Origin of the sequence: Alkalimonas sp. (assembly GCF_020831925.1) — a bacterium.
Taxonomy (GTDB): Bacteria; Pseudomonadota; Gammaproteobacteria; order Enterobacterales; family Alteromonadaceae; genus Alkalimonas.
In genome coordinates this window covers 41,472-56,403 of record NZ_JAFIFQ010000010.1, presented here as the reverse complement: position 1 = coordinate 56,403, position 14,932 = coordinate 41,472, and the positions used below count along the sequence as shown (strand labels likewise).

Below are 14,932 nucleotides of genomic sequence, written 5' to 3'. Positions count from 1 at the left end.
GGCTTAAGGCCTGTCATGACTGACTACAACCAAGCGGATGGCATCCAGCTTGAGGCGGGCTTTGGCAATGTAATTGCTTAGGTCCGTTTGTTGTTGTTGTAAATAAGCAATTTCTTCCTGGCGCACCGCAGGGTTCACTTGACGAAGTTGCTGTAAGCGCTCAGCCTCTCCACCCAAGGCGTGTTGCATGCTGTGCTGGGCTTGCTGCTGAATGGCTGGCAGTTGTTGCAGTGCCAGCTGTTCGGCCTGTGCCAGAGTGATATCCAGTTGTTTACGCAGTGCTTTGACCACTTTTGCCGCCCCTTGCCTGGCAAGGGGGGCCAGTTGTTTTTCCAGTTGCGCAAAGGAGACTGCTTTTGCCAGATCCCTCCCTTGGGGATCCATCAGCAAGCGGATTGGTGTGACTGGCAGGTACCGACCTAACTGGAGCTTGGCTGGTGCGCTGGCTTCAACCAGATAAATTAACTCCAGGAACCAACTGCCGGCGGGAAGCGCTGGATTGTGCAACAGGGCAACGCTGTTATTGCCTCGTTGCTGTTCCGTCAGGTAATCGAGTGTGCTCAGTACTATCGGGTGGTCCCAGCTTAAAAATTGAATGTCCTCTTGAGCTAAAGCCGTGCTGCGATCGAAGGTAATACTCACACCATCTTCGTGCAGCCCAGGGCAATAACTATCTTCCAGTTGTTCGGATGGTTTAAGGATCAGGCAGGTATCGGAGCGTTCTTCTTGTTGCACACCCAACTGATCCCAGCTTTGGCACATAAACAGTGCCAAATCGGGCTGATTATCCAGCGCTGCTAATTGCTGACTAAGCGCATTGGCCTGTGCGCCACCCGATGAGTTCAGTTCCAGCAATTGATCACGGCCCTGTTCGAGTTGCTGTTGCAGCTGTTGTTGCAGCTCAGCGCTTTGACTCAGCCACTGCGCCAGTTGTTCAGGTTGCCAGCCGGGAGTTTGCAGCAGCGACCAGAATAAGCTGGCTGTTTGCTGAAACACAGCAGCACCTGTCTGGCAGGTGTGCGCAAAGGCATTGAGTACCTGGTGGTACCATTGTTGTTGGTAATCCTGAGCCGATTGTTTGAAATACAGAATGTGCAGCTGGATATCCTGCTGCTGGCCAATCCGATCGAGCCGGCCTATGCGTTGTTCCAGCAAATCTGGATTCAGTGGCAAATCAAATAATACCAAATGGTGCGCAAACTGGAAATTACGGCCTTCACTGCCTATTTCTGAGCAGAGCAAAATTTGCGCACTGTAGTCTTGCTGAGCAAAATAGGCTGCTGCTTTATCCCGCTCCAGAATGCTCATACGCTCATGAAACACTGCAGCACGAATGCCTTCACGCTGCATTAATGCTTTGTCCAGTTCCATGGCGGTTTCGGCATGGGCACAGATCAGCAAGAACTTTTCCGTTTTGTATTGTTTTAAGAGTTGGATCAGGGCGTCAATGCGCGGATCCAGCTCTTGCCAGGCGATGGTTGCAACCTGCTGACTGTACAGGCGCTCTGGGGTCAGTAACGCTTGTAGCTCGGCAGGCTCAGTTGCTTCATGCTGCAGTTGCTCAGCACTTTGCCGATAGGCTGTGGGCATATCCAAGCCGATAAAATGGGGGATGCGCTTTGGGAAGCCCGCAATGGTTCGACGGCTGTTACGAAACAGGATACGGCCAGTACCATGGCGATCCAGCAAGGGTTGCAGGACTTGCTGTTGCAGTTGTTCGCGCTCTGCCTTGTTTCGCGTTGTTTGTTGCAATTGCTGCAATACCAGCAACAAGGCTGGATCCTGCAACAACTGCTGCAGGGCGTCTGCTGTCTCTGCTAAGAGTGGTTCTTGATGCAGTAGCTGATCAGCCAGAGCGGCAACTTGCTGGAAGTGAGTTTCTTGCTCTAAAAACGCCTGATAATCGTAAAAACGATCGGCATCGAGCAGCTGTAAGCGGGCAAAGTGGCTGCGATGGCCTAATTGATCCGGGGTTGCGGTCAACAGGATCACCCCCGGGATTTGCGCCGCAAGCTTGGCAACGCATTGATAAGCCAGGCTTGGGGTTTCAGCATCCCAACTGAGATGATGCGCCTCGTCGACCACCAACAAATCCCAGGGGGCGGCAACAGCTTGCGCCAGCCATTCGGGCGCATTACTCAAAAACTCCAGGCTGCATAAAACGATTTGCGCTGTTTCAAACGGATTTTGTTGATCGATGGCGCTTTGTTCGCAACGCTCCTGATCAAAGATGGCCACCGTCAGATTAAAACGGCGCAACATTTCGACCAACCATTGATGTTGCAGGGACTCAGGTACCAGAATCAGCGCTCGCTGGGCCAGGCCACTTATCAACTGTTGATGCAGGATCAGGCCAGCCTCAATGGTTTTGCCAAGCCCGACCTCATCGGCCAGCATTACTCTGGGTGCGTGTCGTTTGGCGACTTCCTCCGCAATGAAGAGCTGATGCGGGATCAAGCTAATACGCGCACCGGACAGCCCCCGTAATGGATCTTGTTGCAGGCGGTGCAGCTGTTGCTGGCTTTGATAACGCAAACTAAAGGTTTCCAGCCGGTCGATTTGGCCGGCATACATGCGGTCTTGTGGCTGACTAAAGCTCAGAAAGTGATCGAGCAGGATTTCACGCAGTTGGATGCTTTCTTGGGTATCAACGCGGCTGCCATGATACACCAGTGTCTCAGTAACCTCTTCGACATGGCTGATGACCAGCTCAAAGCCTTCGGCGCTTCGTACCCGGTCGCCTGGCAGGAAGCGAATACGGGACAATGGAGCCTGCTGTCTGGCGTAGCAACGTTGCTCACCACTAGCAGGAAACAAGATGGTGACTGAGCGGTCATCCAATGCGACCACTGCGCCTAAACCTAAATCGGATTCACTTTCGCTAATCCAGCGCTGACCTAAAGCAAACGACATGATGTATCCAGTAACGAGCAGGGGGCGCTATGGTACAGCGAAATCGGTTGTTCTGCATCCTGAAATCCATCGGTGTCATTATTTGGTCATGAGGGTGTCTTAGGCTTGTCATGCACTGTTTGCTGATTTTTTGTGCGGTTGAATTGAAAATTGCCAGCGTCCCCGACAGCTTCCACTATCCTTAATAGGAAGCTTGCTAGCTGCCCTCTGCGCCCTCAAGGAGATATTCATGGCGAGAAAACGAAGTAAAAAAATATATGTACTTGATACTAATATACTTCTTCACGAGCCCTTCGCATTTTTAAACTTTCAGGAGCACGATGTCGTTATTCCGATGACGGTGCTGGAAGAGCTGGATCATATTAAAGACCGCAACAAAGATGTTAGCCGGGATGCCCGGGTGGCGATACGAGCGCTGGAGGATGTATTGCGCGATGCGAGCCCAGAGCAAATGTTGCATGGGGTAGCTTTACCACTGCATGGTGAGCAGAAGGTCTCGGGTCACCTGACCATCATCAATGATCATCACCTCAAAGATGAGTTACCGGGCTTGCCAGGTGGAGAAAATGATCACTTGATCATCAATACTGCCTTGTATTTACAGCGTGAGCGCAGCCCGCAAAAAGTGATTCTGGTTACCAAAGACATCAATATGCGACTGAAAGCCAAAGGTGCAGGCTTGAAGCTGGTGGAGGATTACCGCACCGATCAGTTGATAGACGATGTGCGCTTTCTTTATAAAGGCTATTACCGGTTTCCTGGCGAGTTCTGGAGTCAGGTAAAAGAATGTCAAACCGAACAAAAAGACCGGGATATTTTGCATTTGCTGGAGCGTAAGTTGCTGCCAGATGCTTACATCAATGAGTTTTTGATTGATGAAGCCGAGTCTTTCGCCGGTCAGGTGGTTGCCATCAATGAGCAACAAATCCGGGTACGAGATCTAGGGTATGAGCGCATGATGCACCGTCATGCCTGGGGCATAACCCCAAAAAATATTTATCAGGCGATGGCGCTGGAAGCTTTGCTCGATCCCAACATGGATTTGGTGATCCTGACAGGCCCTGCGGGTTGTGGCAAAACCTTGATTGCGCTGGCCGCAGCCCTGGAGCTGGTGATAGAAAAGGGCGTGTACGATAAAGTCATCGTTACGCGAAATACGCCGGAAATTGCTGAATCTATAGGCTTTTTACCCGGTACTGAAGAAGAGAAAATGGCACCTTGGTTGGCGGCTATTACCGATTCGCTGGAAGTACTGCATAAAACCGACGAGCATCCTCATGCCAGTGTGGGTTACATTATGGATAAAGCCAATATCCAGTTTAAATCCGTCAACTTTATGCGCGGTCGTAGTATTCAGAATGCCATAGTTATTTTGGATGAATGTCAGAACTTAAGTGCGGCCCAGTTAAAAACCATTATTACCCGCTGTGGCGAAGGCACCAAGTTGATTTGCTCGGGCAACCTCAGCCAGATCGACAGCAATTATTTGACGGCTGTCACCTCGGGCTTAACCTATATTGTGGAGCGTTTTAAGAACTTCCCAGGTAGTGCCACCATTAATTTGAATGGAGTGGTACGAAGCCGCTTAGCATCCTTTGCTGAAGAGAATCTATAGTCTGCGGTAGTTGGCGATACCCGGTTGCAGATACAGTTGATAGCGTGCTGTAATTTCACCAACCGGTTGCAAGGCCGGCCCAGTTGGGTCGGCCAGCACAAAGTTTTGTCCATCCAGACGCAGCTGCTGATCACTGCTTTGGCTTTGCATACCGATGCCGAGCACTGCGTGGTTAGGTAAGTAAACAATCACTAGGGGGACATCAGGCAACAGCAAGCGGAGAAGGGCAGCCATCAGCACCACTTTACTGTCACAGTCGCCCCGGTGTTGCTGGATCAGTTGCAGCGGGGGTAAGAAGCCAGCAGCAGAACTTTGACTGCGCTCATTGAGTGATTGATAAGGAATGCGCTGCAGCCAGTCTAGCAGAAACTGACTGATTTCGCGGGTGGTGGTGTAAGGAAACTTTTGTTGCAGTGCGGCAGCGACAGGTAGTAAGTCTTGCAGGCTGTCGGCCAGAATGCGTTGATGATCCACCATAATCACCTGCCGATTGGGTTGGAGCCTCAGTTCGGTATGATAAATCTGGTGCAGGTAATCTTGTCTGGCTTGTTGCAGCTGAGCTGTTAGTTGTTGCTGAAGTTCGCGTGCATCAGCAGCTCGGCGTGCTTTGACCTTTAGAGGGAAAGGGGAGCCTGTTGGAGGCAACTCCACCTGCATACCTGCTGTGTTACGTCTGCCTAGCTCTTGTTGCAGTGCCTGGCGCATCAAGGTATTGGCCAATTGGGGTGAGTAACGGCGAAAGCTACTCAGATGCTGTTGCACACTTTGCTCTGGCAGTTGAAATGAGAAGTCAACCGTCTGACCCTGCTGTTGCCAGCGATAGTGGAACTGCAACTCGCCATCCTGAGAGCTGCTACGTTGCAGTTGCATGCTGGCTGCTACTGTTCCCGATGGAGCAAGGCAAACCAGCAACCAAAAACTGAGAGAAAGCGCTAGAGTTCGGCTCACTTGCACCTTGTAATTTGTTGCCGCCAGAGCAGTAAGCTTAGCCCGAACAGGGCAAAAATACCAAGGCTTCCCCCATAGCTTTCCACCACCGTCAGTACTTGCTGATCGCGTCGGTAATCTTCCAGCGGCAAGTCAGCCAGAATCAGCTCGTCATAGCCGGATATTTCTGCCACTAACCAGCCGCTATTGGCATCATAAAGACGAATAATCAGGTCGTAATAGTCGGTTGGATAGCTCTCTTCCAGGGTGGTATCGATGGCAAACCAGTCATTACGGCTTTGACGGTATAAAGTGAAAATCGAACTGATATGAAAGAGTTGCTCGGCCCGGCCAGGGCGTTGCAAGCTAAACTCAGCCCAAACGGGCTGGCTGGAGCGATTGGTGTCTGCATCAAACTTCAGATACAGCTGATGATAAAAGCCGTTGTTGTTGATATCGCCACTTAGCTCCAGCTCAAGGCGGTGAAACCAAACATCGGTACTGTAACTTTGTGCACTGACCCGCTCGGATGCATCACTCATGGCTTCTGATTGTTCAGAGCCACGTTGCTCTGTAGTGGTACTGATGGGCTGCTCAGCACTTAGGCTAACCGTGGAGAAAAACAGCAAGACACTTAGTAGCAATTTCATGGCTATTCCTTCCTTTCACACTTGCGTACAATACAAGGTATAGAGTGAAGGGCATGAATCCCTGCTGAACTATAAGGAATTAAGGTGACCAAGCTAAGCCGTAGTTGGCTGATTGACGAGAAAGTTGTGGCGATCCAGTTTTTAGCTGAGCAGTTGCCTGAGTTATCGAAGGGCAGGTTGAAAGATGCCATGCTAAAAGGCGCGGTCTGGTTGCAGCAGGGTAAAAAACAAAAAAGGCTGCGTCGGGCGCAAGCTGAAGTGCAGCCTGGGCAAACACTGGCGCTGCATTACGATGCGGATATCCTGCAACGCTCAGCGGAAAATAGCCAGTTGCTGTTGGATCAGCGTTCCTACTCTGTCTGGTGGAAGCCCGCAGGCGTCTTGTCACAGGGAAGTTTGTGGGGCGATCATTTGTCGTTACTGCGCCAGGCCGAGCTGCAAACAAAGCGTCCGGTATTTCTGGTGCATCGGCTGGACCGGGAAGCCAGTGGTTTGTTGTTGCTGGCGCATGATGGCAAGGTTGCAGCCAGCCTGAGTCAACAATTTCAACTGGGGCAGGTCAAGAAGCTATACCATGTGGCGGTGCAAGGGTGGTTATCGGATGCTCAGAAAAATACCGGGGAGATAAGGCTGGCACTGGATGGCAAAGCATGCGTTACGCGTTTTAACGTTTGCAAACAGCTCGAGAGTGGTGTGAGTTGGCTGGAAGTCGACTTACAAACCGGTCGGAAACATCAGATCCGCCGTCACTTTGCTGCTGTCGGTCACCCGGTGATGGGCGATCCCCGCTACGGAAATAGCACTTCGGCGGCAAATACTTTAGCGTTGCAAGCTGTAGAGTTGTCGTGGCAGTGTCCACGAGATAAAACGACGAAAGCCATCAGCTTACCAGAGCCGATGCGTTTGTTTCACGATTAGTGTCAGGACCAGATGTTTGTCAGTCCAGCAGCTCTTTGATGCTGGTATTGAGCAAGCGTTGTTGCTGCCAGAGCTCAATACTGCCCAGTTGCAACGCATTGAGTAAATCCTGCCGAATGTTTTCTGCCATCCACTCACAAGGGCGCTGCTCCAGCACTTTGAGTTGCAAATAAAGGTTATCATCACTCGGGTTGAGCTGTTCTGCCAGGTACCAGCTCAACCAAACTGCTTCACGCAGTGCCTGCAGGTGCTGTGCTTTGAATTGTTGGCCCAACAATGCCTGCAAAGGCAACACCAGGGTTTGTAACTGAGGGGTGGGTGTTAAAGCTTTACGTTGCTGTCCCAAATGCAACAGCACTTTTTGTTCCAGTGCTGCTAGTTTATCATCCTGGCAGTTCAGACCCAACCAAAGCACATCACTGTGAATGGTCACCTGAATAATTTCAGGTAAATTAAGACTTTGCAGCAAGCTGACCAAGGCCCGGCGCAGCTGGACCTCACCATGGCGCTGCTTATACTGCTGACAGCCTCGTAACGTTACGGCCATCAACTGCAATGGTTGCTTTTGCCGCTGCTCAGCAGCAAGTTTCTCACTAAACTGGATCCATTGTCTGGAGAAAATCAGCTGATTCGGCGTGGCTTGCTGACGACGTCGCTGCAATGCTATCCAGCTGATTGCTCCCCCGAGAAGGAGCAAGAAAGATAAAGTGGTTATCAGCCAGTAGAGGGAAGGAGTGGCTGGATGAGAGCTTGTGATTGAAGGAACTGGGATACTCTGATGCAAATAGTCCAGTTTTAGATTGTACTGTTCATGCAAATCATCAAAGCGTAGAGCGCGTGCCAGTTGGCTGTATTGGAAAGCTTGCTGCCATTCGTGTTTCCAAGCCGCTAAATCAGCAGCTAATTCAGCATACCGGTAGCGCAAAAATAAGGCTTGGTTGTGATCCTCTGGCTGAATAGCCAGTTGCTGAAACAGCTGCTCCGCACGCTCAAACTCCTGTTGCTGGACCAGACTTTCTGCCAGCGTCAGTTGCACTCTGTTCAATAAGTCACGGTTGTTGATTTGAACGGCAATAGTGATCGCTTGCTCAAAATAGTCGTTGGCTAGAGTTTGATCTTGATGCAGCAGATACCATTGCCCAAGGTAAAATTTACTCTCCGCTATGCTGTAAGCATCACCATGCTGGTGACTGGATTGCAGCGCTTCTTGCAGATAGGCGTAGGTGTATTCATCCAGCCAGTTTTGGTCCAGCTGGACACTCACTACCCGTAAAAGGCTGTTGATGTAACCGCGCTCGTGCTGATGGTTGGCAAAGCCTTCTTTTGCTTGCATGAAAGCTTGCAGTGCTAGTTCGGGCAGCCCCATTTTTTGGTAGCCCATACCATAACGTAACTGGACCAATGGGTAGGCATGAAAGGCTTCCAGTTGGGTAGCAAGTTCCAGAGTGGATTGGAGATGGGCAAAAGCCTGATTGATCCGGTTCATTTGCAGATGCAAACGCCCCAACAAAAAATGAGCATTTAACTCTTGTTGCGGTAATAAGGCTTCGGCCAGACTTTTTTCAGCATAGTAGATGGCTTGTGGGTAATCGCTGTTCTGCAGGTGTGCCTGTGCCAAGCTTTCATACAACTCGTTTTTTTCTTTACGCGCCGGCTCATCCTGCAAGGGCTCAAGCCATTGCACGGCTTGCAGTAAAGCCTCGATACCGAGTTCGGTATTGCGATATAAACGGCCGTAGATTTGAGCTTTGATATGATACAGCTGGGCCTGATATCGCGGATGGTCATCCAACAGAACTGCCAGTTCAATGGCTTGCTCAATGTTGAGCAAGGCACTTTCCTTTTGATTTAGCAGCATCTGAGCATAGGCAAGCTCAAGCCAGTAGCTGCTGGAGCCGTGTGCCGGTTGTTGCATGGCCTGTTCAAGGAAACGCTCCGGATCCTGACGGATCAGAGTGGATCTGAATTCGGGCGCTGCGCTAAAAGCAGGGCCAATACTCAGGAAAAATAACAGCAGCAGGATAAAAGCAGCATGCATAAAGAATCAAGCAGGTGTCATAAATTTATTAGGGTCATTGTGCTTCAGTTTTGGGGGGCTGTACAGCTTTATCCGGCTTCTTGCTTTAGCCAATGGCCAAGTTGGTTTGCAGTTTTGGCGATCAGCCGATTGCGTGCAGCCTGGGTTGCCCAGGCTACATGGGGGGTGATCAGCAACCTGGGATGAGGTTGTTGCAATAGCGGATGATCACTGGCAGGTGGCTCTTGTTCCAGCACATCGAGTGCTGCAGCCTGCAGCTTATTTTGCTGCAGGGCACTTAGCAAGGCCGCAGGATCTACCAGGCCGCCCCGGGCGGTATTGATCAGGATGGCTGTTGGCTTTAACCAGGCCAGTTGTTCGGCACCAATCAAATGATGATTATTAACGGTAAGTGGGCAGTGCAACGACAGCACGTCGGCTTGTTCTAGTGCTTGCTTAAAGGGCGTTCGCCCTGGACGGCAGCTGGTGCTCTCTGGCCGTTCGGCAATGCAAATGTGCATACCAAAAGCTTGAGCCAGCTTTGCTGTGGCTTGACCGAGTGTGCCGTAGCCCAGAATGGTCATGGTTTGTCCTGCTAATTCCTGCATCGGATGATCCAGTAAGCAGAAATGTGGGCTTTTGCTCCAATCTCCTCGCTGCACGCTCTGCTGATAGGCTTGGCAATGGTTGCTAAAGTACAGCAATAAGGCAAAAACATGTTGGGCAACCGCAGCGCTGGCATAGTCTTCCACGTTTTCTACTCTGATGCCAGCGGCGGCCGCGGCAGTCAAGTCAATATTGTTGGTGCCTGTCGCGGTGACAGCTATGTAACGCAGCTCTGGCAGTTGTCGCAGGGTGGTTTCGTCCAGTACTACCTTATTAACAATGGCTATTTGACAACCTTGCAATCGGGTAAGCACGTGTTCTGGACCAGTGCTGGGATACAACTTCAATTGAATCGGCAACTGTTGCAAAGGGCTTAACACTGCTTTGCCAACTGAGCCTGCATCTAGAAAAGCAGCCGTGAAGGTCATAAGTGCCTTAAGAAATTTTGGTATGGCCTGATCCTAACTGCTTTGCATGACGTAAGCTAGTATTGAAGTAGTCTGTGTTTTTTATGCAAAAACGGCGGCCCCAATGCATAAAGCCCTTGTTGATTTCCTCTATGTCAGTGGCGATGGCTACGGCATTTTTGATGCCAAGGATCAGCTGGTATTCGCCAATCCAGCACTGGGGGAGATTTTTGCCATTGAGTTGGAGCAGCTTATAGGCATGAGTTTTGAGCAGATTATTCGCCACTGCCACCGGCAACAATTAGGTTTAAATATTGAAGCAACCGATCTGGATGATTGGTTGCTCTATGCCGCACAACGCCGGCGTAGTGTTCCCTTTCGAATTTTTGAAGCCGATACAGTCCATGGACATTGGTATTTGATGTCAGAACAATGCAATGCGGAGGGAGCCATCTTATTGCATGCCAAAGACATCACGGAGCAAAAGCGCTTGCAGTTTGCACTGCAACAAGCAGAGCAGCTGCTGAGAAGCCAGGCCAACACCGATGTTCTTACTGGCATTGCCAACCGCCGCTATTTTATGCAGCAAGCTGTCAAGGTGCTCAAACATCAGCAGCGAACCGGTGCAGCTTGTAGCTTGCTGATGTTGGATATCGATCATTTCAAACAATTGAATGATGCTCATGGCCATTTGGCTGGTGATAAAGCGTTGCAGTTTATCTGTCAGCATATTCAGTCGCAGCTGCGAGACTATGATCTTTTTGCCCGTTACGGTGGTGAGGAGTTTGTCATTTTGCTGGCTGATATTCCGGCTAAGGAGGCGGTGCAAGTCGCTGAGCGTATTCAGCAGCAGCTGGAGCTTCACCCGATACGTTACCGCAATAAAACCTTAGCCTTGCAGTTATCCATAGGGGTAGCAGAGCTGCAACCCAGGCAAAGCCTGACCGAGTTAATGCAGCATGCCGACAAGGCTTTGTATCAAGCCAAGGCTTCGGGTAGAAACTGCTGTGTAGTTGCCAATTCTTCTGCGCTATAATGCCGTTTTTGTATCAGGTATTGCTTATGTTGCCCACGAAATTTCAGCCGCTGGTGTTTGCTTTTATCATGTCCGGTTTTATGGCTTTTTTGATGTCAGGCATACTGACCCTGCTGAATCTTGGTTGGTTCAGTGGCTTTTTACTGAGCTGGCTGAAAGCTTATCTGGTGGCTCATGCTTGTGCATTTCCACTGGTGCTGATTTTTGCCCCGCTTAGCCGGCGCCTTACAGCTAAGCTGATCCGTCAGTCATAAAGAAGGGCTCAGCGGCCAATCACTTCTGGGTACATCGGGGCCAGCAAGGCAAGCAACTGGTTTTGTGCGCCATAGGGAATGCCTTGCTGTTGCATTGCACTGATCAGGTGATTGACCAGCCGGTCAAAATCGCGGGTGTTCAGGTTTAGGCCGGTATGGCTTTCTTCCATGGTGGCGCCGCTGTATACGCAAGGGCCACCGGAGAGCTCACACAGTTGTTCAATCAATAAACGCCGGAAGCGCGGAATATCAGTATCGCGAAAATGGTGGACGATCAGTGGGTCATGTTCAATCTGATGGAGCAGGTGATCAGTAAGTGCAGTGATGCCGGCTTCTTCGCCCAGTTGTTGATATAAGTTAGGCTTAGGTGTCTGATTGCAGGCTACCAGTAGCAGGGCCATACTCAGTAAAATAAGCAGAGACTTCATTACCAGCTTCCTTCTAAAGAGAGATACCAACCTTGTTGTGAAGGCAAACCAGCAATGTCGCCTAAATCCACATAGGCTGCTGTTACCGACAGGTTAGCGTTAACAAACCAGGCGACAAAAACATCACGCCAGTGCTGCTCATCGGCAAATGCCAGTCGATTGGGTTTTTGGCGGAACTCAACGCCGACGGCCAGGTTATGTGTCAGTAGCAGAGCTGCGGAGCCTTCAAACATCAGTTGATGACGCTGTTGGTCTGTGTTGCCAAAGCCCAGTAAACCCGTTTGGTTGGCCTGAGTGGCACGGATGGTGCCGTTTAGCAGCAAGTTACGGCCAGCAATGGCATCCAGCCAGACCTTGCTGGCCGCCAGGTACAGATCAACGCCACTACGGGAATAGGCTCCGACCAGGGAGGGCAACTCAAAGTCCAGATGGCGCTTGTACTGAAGGCCCAGACTGATTTGAGGCAGGGAGGTGTACAGTAACTGGCCAGCCAGACGGTACTTGACGCCTACAATATCCTGCCGCAATTGACCACCAATGGTATCGAGCTTAAATTGTTGCCGGGCATAGGACAGCTCCCAGCGATTATCGAAGCTTAGCCCCACACCTGCTGAGTGCAGGGTAAAGTCATCGACTCCAACCCGGCTACCAAAAGCCTGCACACTCCACTCATCATCACTGCCATAGCCGTTTATCACCGCCCAGGGCACTATGCCACCACCGGCACTGCCTTCAATGGTGGTGGCCCCACCTGTCGCCAGCACTCGACTGCCTGCCTGAACCGGCAGTGCCAGCACAGTAAAAAATACACACATCATCAGATTGTTCATGCGCTGTCCTCGCTAAAATAATCGACGGCTGTTAGTTGAAACTGCTGCAGCCAGCGCTCAAAATCCAATGCAGCCATGGGCTTTGCGAAATAATAACCTTGCACGGTATCACAGCCCAGCGTCATTAATTTGGCAAGACCTTCGCGGTTTTCCAGTCCTTCGGCAGTGACCTGAAAGCCTAAGCCTTTGGCTAAGCGGCTGGCCGCCTCGACAATCAGCTCATCGTCGTTATTGTGCTCGATGTCTTTGATAAAAGCCCGGTCGATTTTTACTTCATGCACTGGCAGCAATTTCAGATAGGCCAGCGATGAGTGGCCGGTACCAAAGTCGTCAATCGCCAGCTCGATACTCAGTTCAGCCAACTGACGCAGGATCCGAATGACCCGTTCCGGGTCCTGCATCACAGCCCCCTCGGTGACTTCCAATGCCAATACCCTAGCCGATACCTTGGCCTGGTTTAGTAATTGCTGGATACGTGCCGGTAATTGCTCATCGATCAGATCCATTGGTGACAGGTTCACGGCCACTTTTAAGCCTGGAAAACTGGTTTGCCAGAGTGCCGCCTGACGAATCACCCGGCTAAGCATCCAGTCAGTGACCAACTGAATCAGGCCGGCATGTTCGGCTAAACGAATAAACTCGTCCGGTGGTACAAAACCCAGACTGGGATGTTGCCAGCGGATCAAGGCTTCTGCTGCCTGACAGCTTTGTTGCTGCAGCGATACTTTAGGTTGGTAACAAATGCTCAATTGGTCCGCAGCCAGAGCCAAGGGGAGATCCTGAATAATGGTCAGCTCGCGCAGGTGGCGTTCATCCTGACCAGCCTGATAGCCTGCAATGCCTTCGCTTAGTTGCTTGGCATTGGCACTGGCGATATCGACCCGGCGTAGCAGGTTGCTGACCATCACAGGCTCAGCAGTGTGCGCTGCAAAGCGATAATAGCCGAGCGTCAGCTGTAAAGTGATGCTGCTTTGTTGCAGTTGATAAGGGGTTTGTAGAAGAGAGACAAACTGAGTCAATTCGTCTGGTAACTCGGCATAGACCAACAGGAACTCATCGCCACCGACCCTGGCACAAAACAAAGGCGGGGGGGACAGTTGTCGAATACGGCTTGCCAGCAGTTGCAAGAGTTGATCACCGGTATCCAAGCCAAAGGCATCATTGATGTGGCGGAAGCTGCGAATATTCAGCAGTAGCAGGACGCCAGCATGCTCACGGGCAAAGTCTTTTAGCCAGCTTTCGGCCGCACTACGGTTATAAAGGCCGGTAAGTGCATCCTGCTCAGCTTGCTCAATGAGTAAACGTTCCCGTTCGGCCAGCCGCTGCTGCATCTGACTGAGGGTTTGACTGAGCACACCGACTTCACCGCTGGCTTGAGGTAAAGCGATGGTAGCTTTGCCTTCCCCCAGTTGCCTGGCAAAGTTGGTTAGCTTTTGCAAAGGTTCGGTAATGCTGCGGCCCAGCCAGAATGCCACCAGTAAGGCCATCGTTAAGGCAATTCCGAAGATCCCAAGCAATTGGCTGCGCATGCTTTGGTAGTTCAGCAACCAGCGGCTGTTTGGTAAATGCAACAAAGCCCAAAGCTCGGCATGTTCAAGGGGCCTGCTTAACGTCAGATAACGCTGATCCTGACTGGCAGAGGGTTCATCGGTTAATTCGGCTAAGACGATGCTTTCAGGCAGTAAGTCCGACAGACTCTGAGTGTTCAGAGTCGAGGTGAGTAAGCGAATGTCTTGGCCAGCTCTGTGCTGTATAAAACTGATGTCCAAACCTGTGATGGCTTTGAGCTGTTCGGCCAAGGCATCGTCCAACACAAAGCCCATACCTACCCAGGCAATAACATTGGGCGCTCGTACTGGCACCAACACCAATTGGTAGGCCTGTTCGGCCAGAGGTAAAATGGTGCTATGCATGCTAGATGATGGTTGTTGCGCTGCCTGAAGCAAGGGGCGGAGTTGGTTTTCGCTCAGTTCCTGTCGGGTACTTGCCAGTAAGCTGCCTTGTGGACTCAGCAGCACGACCAATTGTGCGTCAATCCGGCTGCCATGATTTTCCAGTACCGACTGAATGGTAGCAGATTCGGAGGTAGCCACCGCCTGGCGAAAACCAAAGTCAGCCGCCAGTACCTGAACTGACTGACCAAGTTGCATCGAGCGGTCATGCAATAACTGGCTAAAGACATTGGCACCAAGCTGCAAGACCTGGCGAGCCTGCTGCTGACTGTCCTGTTTCATCGCTGTCAGGCTAGCCAGTGCGGTAGCCAGTGCCAACAGGCCAAGCAAGGAAATAATGACCAGCAGTAAGCGATGTCGTAAAGAGCTCAGCATGCGT

12 protein-coding genes are annotated in these 14,932 nt (G+C 51.1%); 4 read left to right on the top strand and 8 right to left on the bottom strand.

What is annotated here, in order from left to right:
- Nucleotides 1-3: 3 nt before the first annotated feature.
- A complete protein-coding gene (gene rapA / locus JJU14_RS05325; RefSeq protein ID WP_228611556.1) occupies nt 4-2,913 on the bottom strand; it encodes an RNA polymerase-associated protein RapA in 2,910 nt (969 codons plus the stop codon).
- A 229-nt stretch (nt 2,914-3,142) separates the two neighbouring features.
- Between rapA and JJU14_RS05320 the strand changes: the two genes are divergently transcribed.
- On the top strand, nt 3,143-4,528 hold the full coding sequence (locus tag JJU14_RS05320; protein ID WP_228611555.1) for a PhoH family protein: 1,386 nt from the start codon (nt 3,143-3,145) through the stop codon (nt 4,526-4,528).
- On the opposite strand, the gene JJU14_RS05315 is transcribed toward JJU14_RS05320, so the two are convergent.
- Nucleotides 4,523-5,398 (bottom strand): hypothetical protein, encoded by an 876-nt coding sequence (locus JJU14_RS05315; RefSeq protein ID WP_228611554.1) that lies wholly within the window; start codon nt 5,396-5,398, stop codon nt 4,523-4,525. The genes JJU14_RS05320 and JJU14_RS05315 overlap by 6 nt on opposite strands.
- 74 nt (nt 5,399-5,472) lie before the next feature.
- The gene (locus JJU14_RS05310) at nt 5,473-6,105 is read right to left on the bottom strand and encodes a choice-of-anchor H family protein (RefSeq protein ID WP_228611553.1); all 633 of its coding nucleotides are present in this window, start codon (nt 6,103-6,105) and stop codon (nt 5,473-5,475) included.
- An 84-nt stretch (nt 6,106-6,189) separates the two neighbouring features.
- Here JJU14_RS05310 and JJU14_RS05305 point away from each other — a divergent pair, with 84 nt between their 5' ends.
- Complete coding sequence (locus JJU14_RS05305) at nt 6,190-7,023, top strand: pseudouridine synthase (RefSeq protein ID WP_228611552.1); 834 nt, start codon at nt 6,190-6,192, stop codon at nt 7,021-7,023.
- A gap of 19 nt (nt 7,024-7,042) precedes the next feature.
- Here JJU14_RS05305 and JJU14_RS05300 read toward each other — a convergent pair whose 3' ends face one another.
- Both JJU14_RS05300 and JJU14_RS05295 read right to left on the bottom strand, forming a co-directional pair.
- Nucleotides 7,043-9,061, bottom strand: coding sequence for a hypothetical protein (locus tag JJU14_RS05300; RefSeq protein WP_228611551.1), 2,019 nt, complete (start codon nt 9,059-9,061; stop codon nt 7,043-7,045).
- 68 nt (nt 9,062-9,129) lie between these two features.
- Nucleotides 9,130-10,074, bottom strand: coding sequence for a D-2-hydroxyacid dehydrogenase (locus JJU14_RS05295; protein WP_228611550.1), 945 nt, complete (start codon nt 10,072-10,074; stop codon nt 9,130-9,132).
- A 103-nt stretch (nt 10,075-10,177) separates the two neighbouring features.
- Between JJU14_RS05295 and JJU14_RS05290 the strand changes: the two genes are divergently transcribed.
- Complete coding sequence (locus tag JJU14_RS05290; protein WP_228611549.1) at nt 10,178-11,089, top strand: sensor domain-containing diguanylate cyclase; 912 nt, start codon at nt 10,178-10,180, stop codon at nt 11,087-11,089.
- A gap of 26 nt (nt 11,090-11,115) precedes the next feature.
- Nucleotides 11,116-11,343 carry a DUF2798 domain-containing protein gene (locus JJU14_RS05285; protein ID WP_228611548.1) on the top strand — a complete coding sequence of 76 codons (228 nt, stop codon included), beginning with the start codon at nt 11,116-11,118 and terminating at the stop codon, nt 11,341-11,343.
- A gap of 8 nt (nt 11,344-11,351) precedes the next feature.
- Here the strand turns inward: JJU14_RS05285 and JJU14_RS05280 are convergent, their stop codons facing one another.
- The 3 genes from JJU14_RS05280 to JJU14_RS05270 are packed head-to-tail and all read right to left on the bottom strand — an operon-like array spanning nt 11,352 to nt 14,928.
- A complete protein-coding gene (locus tag JJU14_RS05280; RefSeq protein ID WP_228611547.1) occupies nt 11,352-11,771 on the bottom strand; it encodes a group 1 truncated hemoglobin in 420 nt (139 codons plus the stop codon).
- Entirely contained in the window at nt 11,771-12,601 is an 831-nt protein-coding gene (locus JJU14_RS05275; protein ID WP_228611546.1) for a DUF3034 family protein, read from the bottom strand. The genes JJU14_RS05280 and JJU14_RS05275 overlap by 1 nt, the downstream gene beginning before the upstream one ends.
- A complete protein-coding gene (locus JJU14_RS05270) occupies nt 12,598-14,928 on the bottom strand; it encodes an EAL domain-containing protein (RefSeq protein ID WP_228611545.1) in 2,331 nt (776 codons plus the stop codon). The genes JJU14_RS05275 and JJU14_RS05270 overlap by 4 nt, the downstream gene beginning before the upstream one ends.
- Nucleotides 14,929-14,932: the final 4 nt, after the last annotated feature.

Coding starts and splice junctions, on each gene's coding strand:
- rapA (WP_228611556.1), bottom strand. CDS start 2,913: ATGTCGTTTGCTTTAGGTCAGCGCTGGATTAGCGAAAGTGAATCCGAT.
- JJU14_RS05320 (WP_228611555.1), top strand. CDS start 3,143: ATGGCGAGAAAACGAAGTAAAAAAATATATGTACTTGATACTAATATA.
- JJU14_RS05315 (WP_228611554.1), bottom strand. CDS start 5,398: ATGCAACTGCAACGTAGCAGCTCTCAGGATGGCGAGTTGCAGTTCCAC.
- JJU14_RS05310 (WP_228611553.1), bottom strand. CDS start 6,105: ATGAAATTGCTACTAAGTGTCTTGCTGTTTTTCTCCACGGTTAGCCTA.
- JJU14_RS05300 (WP_228611551.1), bottom strand. CDS start 9,061: ATGCATGCTGCTTTTATCCTGCTGCTGTTATTTTTCCTGAGTATTGGC.
- JJU14_RS05295 (WP_228611550.1), bottom strand. CDS start 10,074: ATGACCTTCACGGCTGCTTTTCTAGATGCAGGCTCAGTTGGCAAAGCA.
- JJU14_RS05290 (WP_228611549.1), top strand. CDS start 10,178: ATGCATAAAGCCCTTGTTGATTTCCTCTATGTCAGTGGCGATGGCTAC.
- JJU14_RS05285 (WP_228611548.1), top strand. CDS start 11,116: ATGTTGCCCACGAAATTTCAGCCGCTGGTGTTTGCTTTTATCATGTCC.
- JJU14_RS05280 (WP_228611547.1), bottom strand. CDS start 11,771: ATGAAGTCTCTGCTTATTTTACTGAGTATGGCCCTGCTACTGGTAGCC.
- JJU14_RS05275 (WP_228611546.1), bottom strand. CDS start 12,601: ATGAACAATCTGATGATGTGTGTATTTTTTACTGTGCTGGCACTGCCG.
- JJU14_RS05270 (WP_228611545.1), bottom strand. CDS start 14,928: ATGCTGAGCTCTTTACGACATCGCTTACTGCTGGTCATTATTTCCTTG.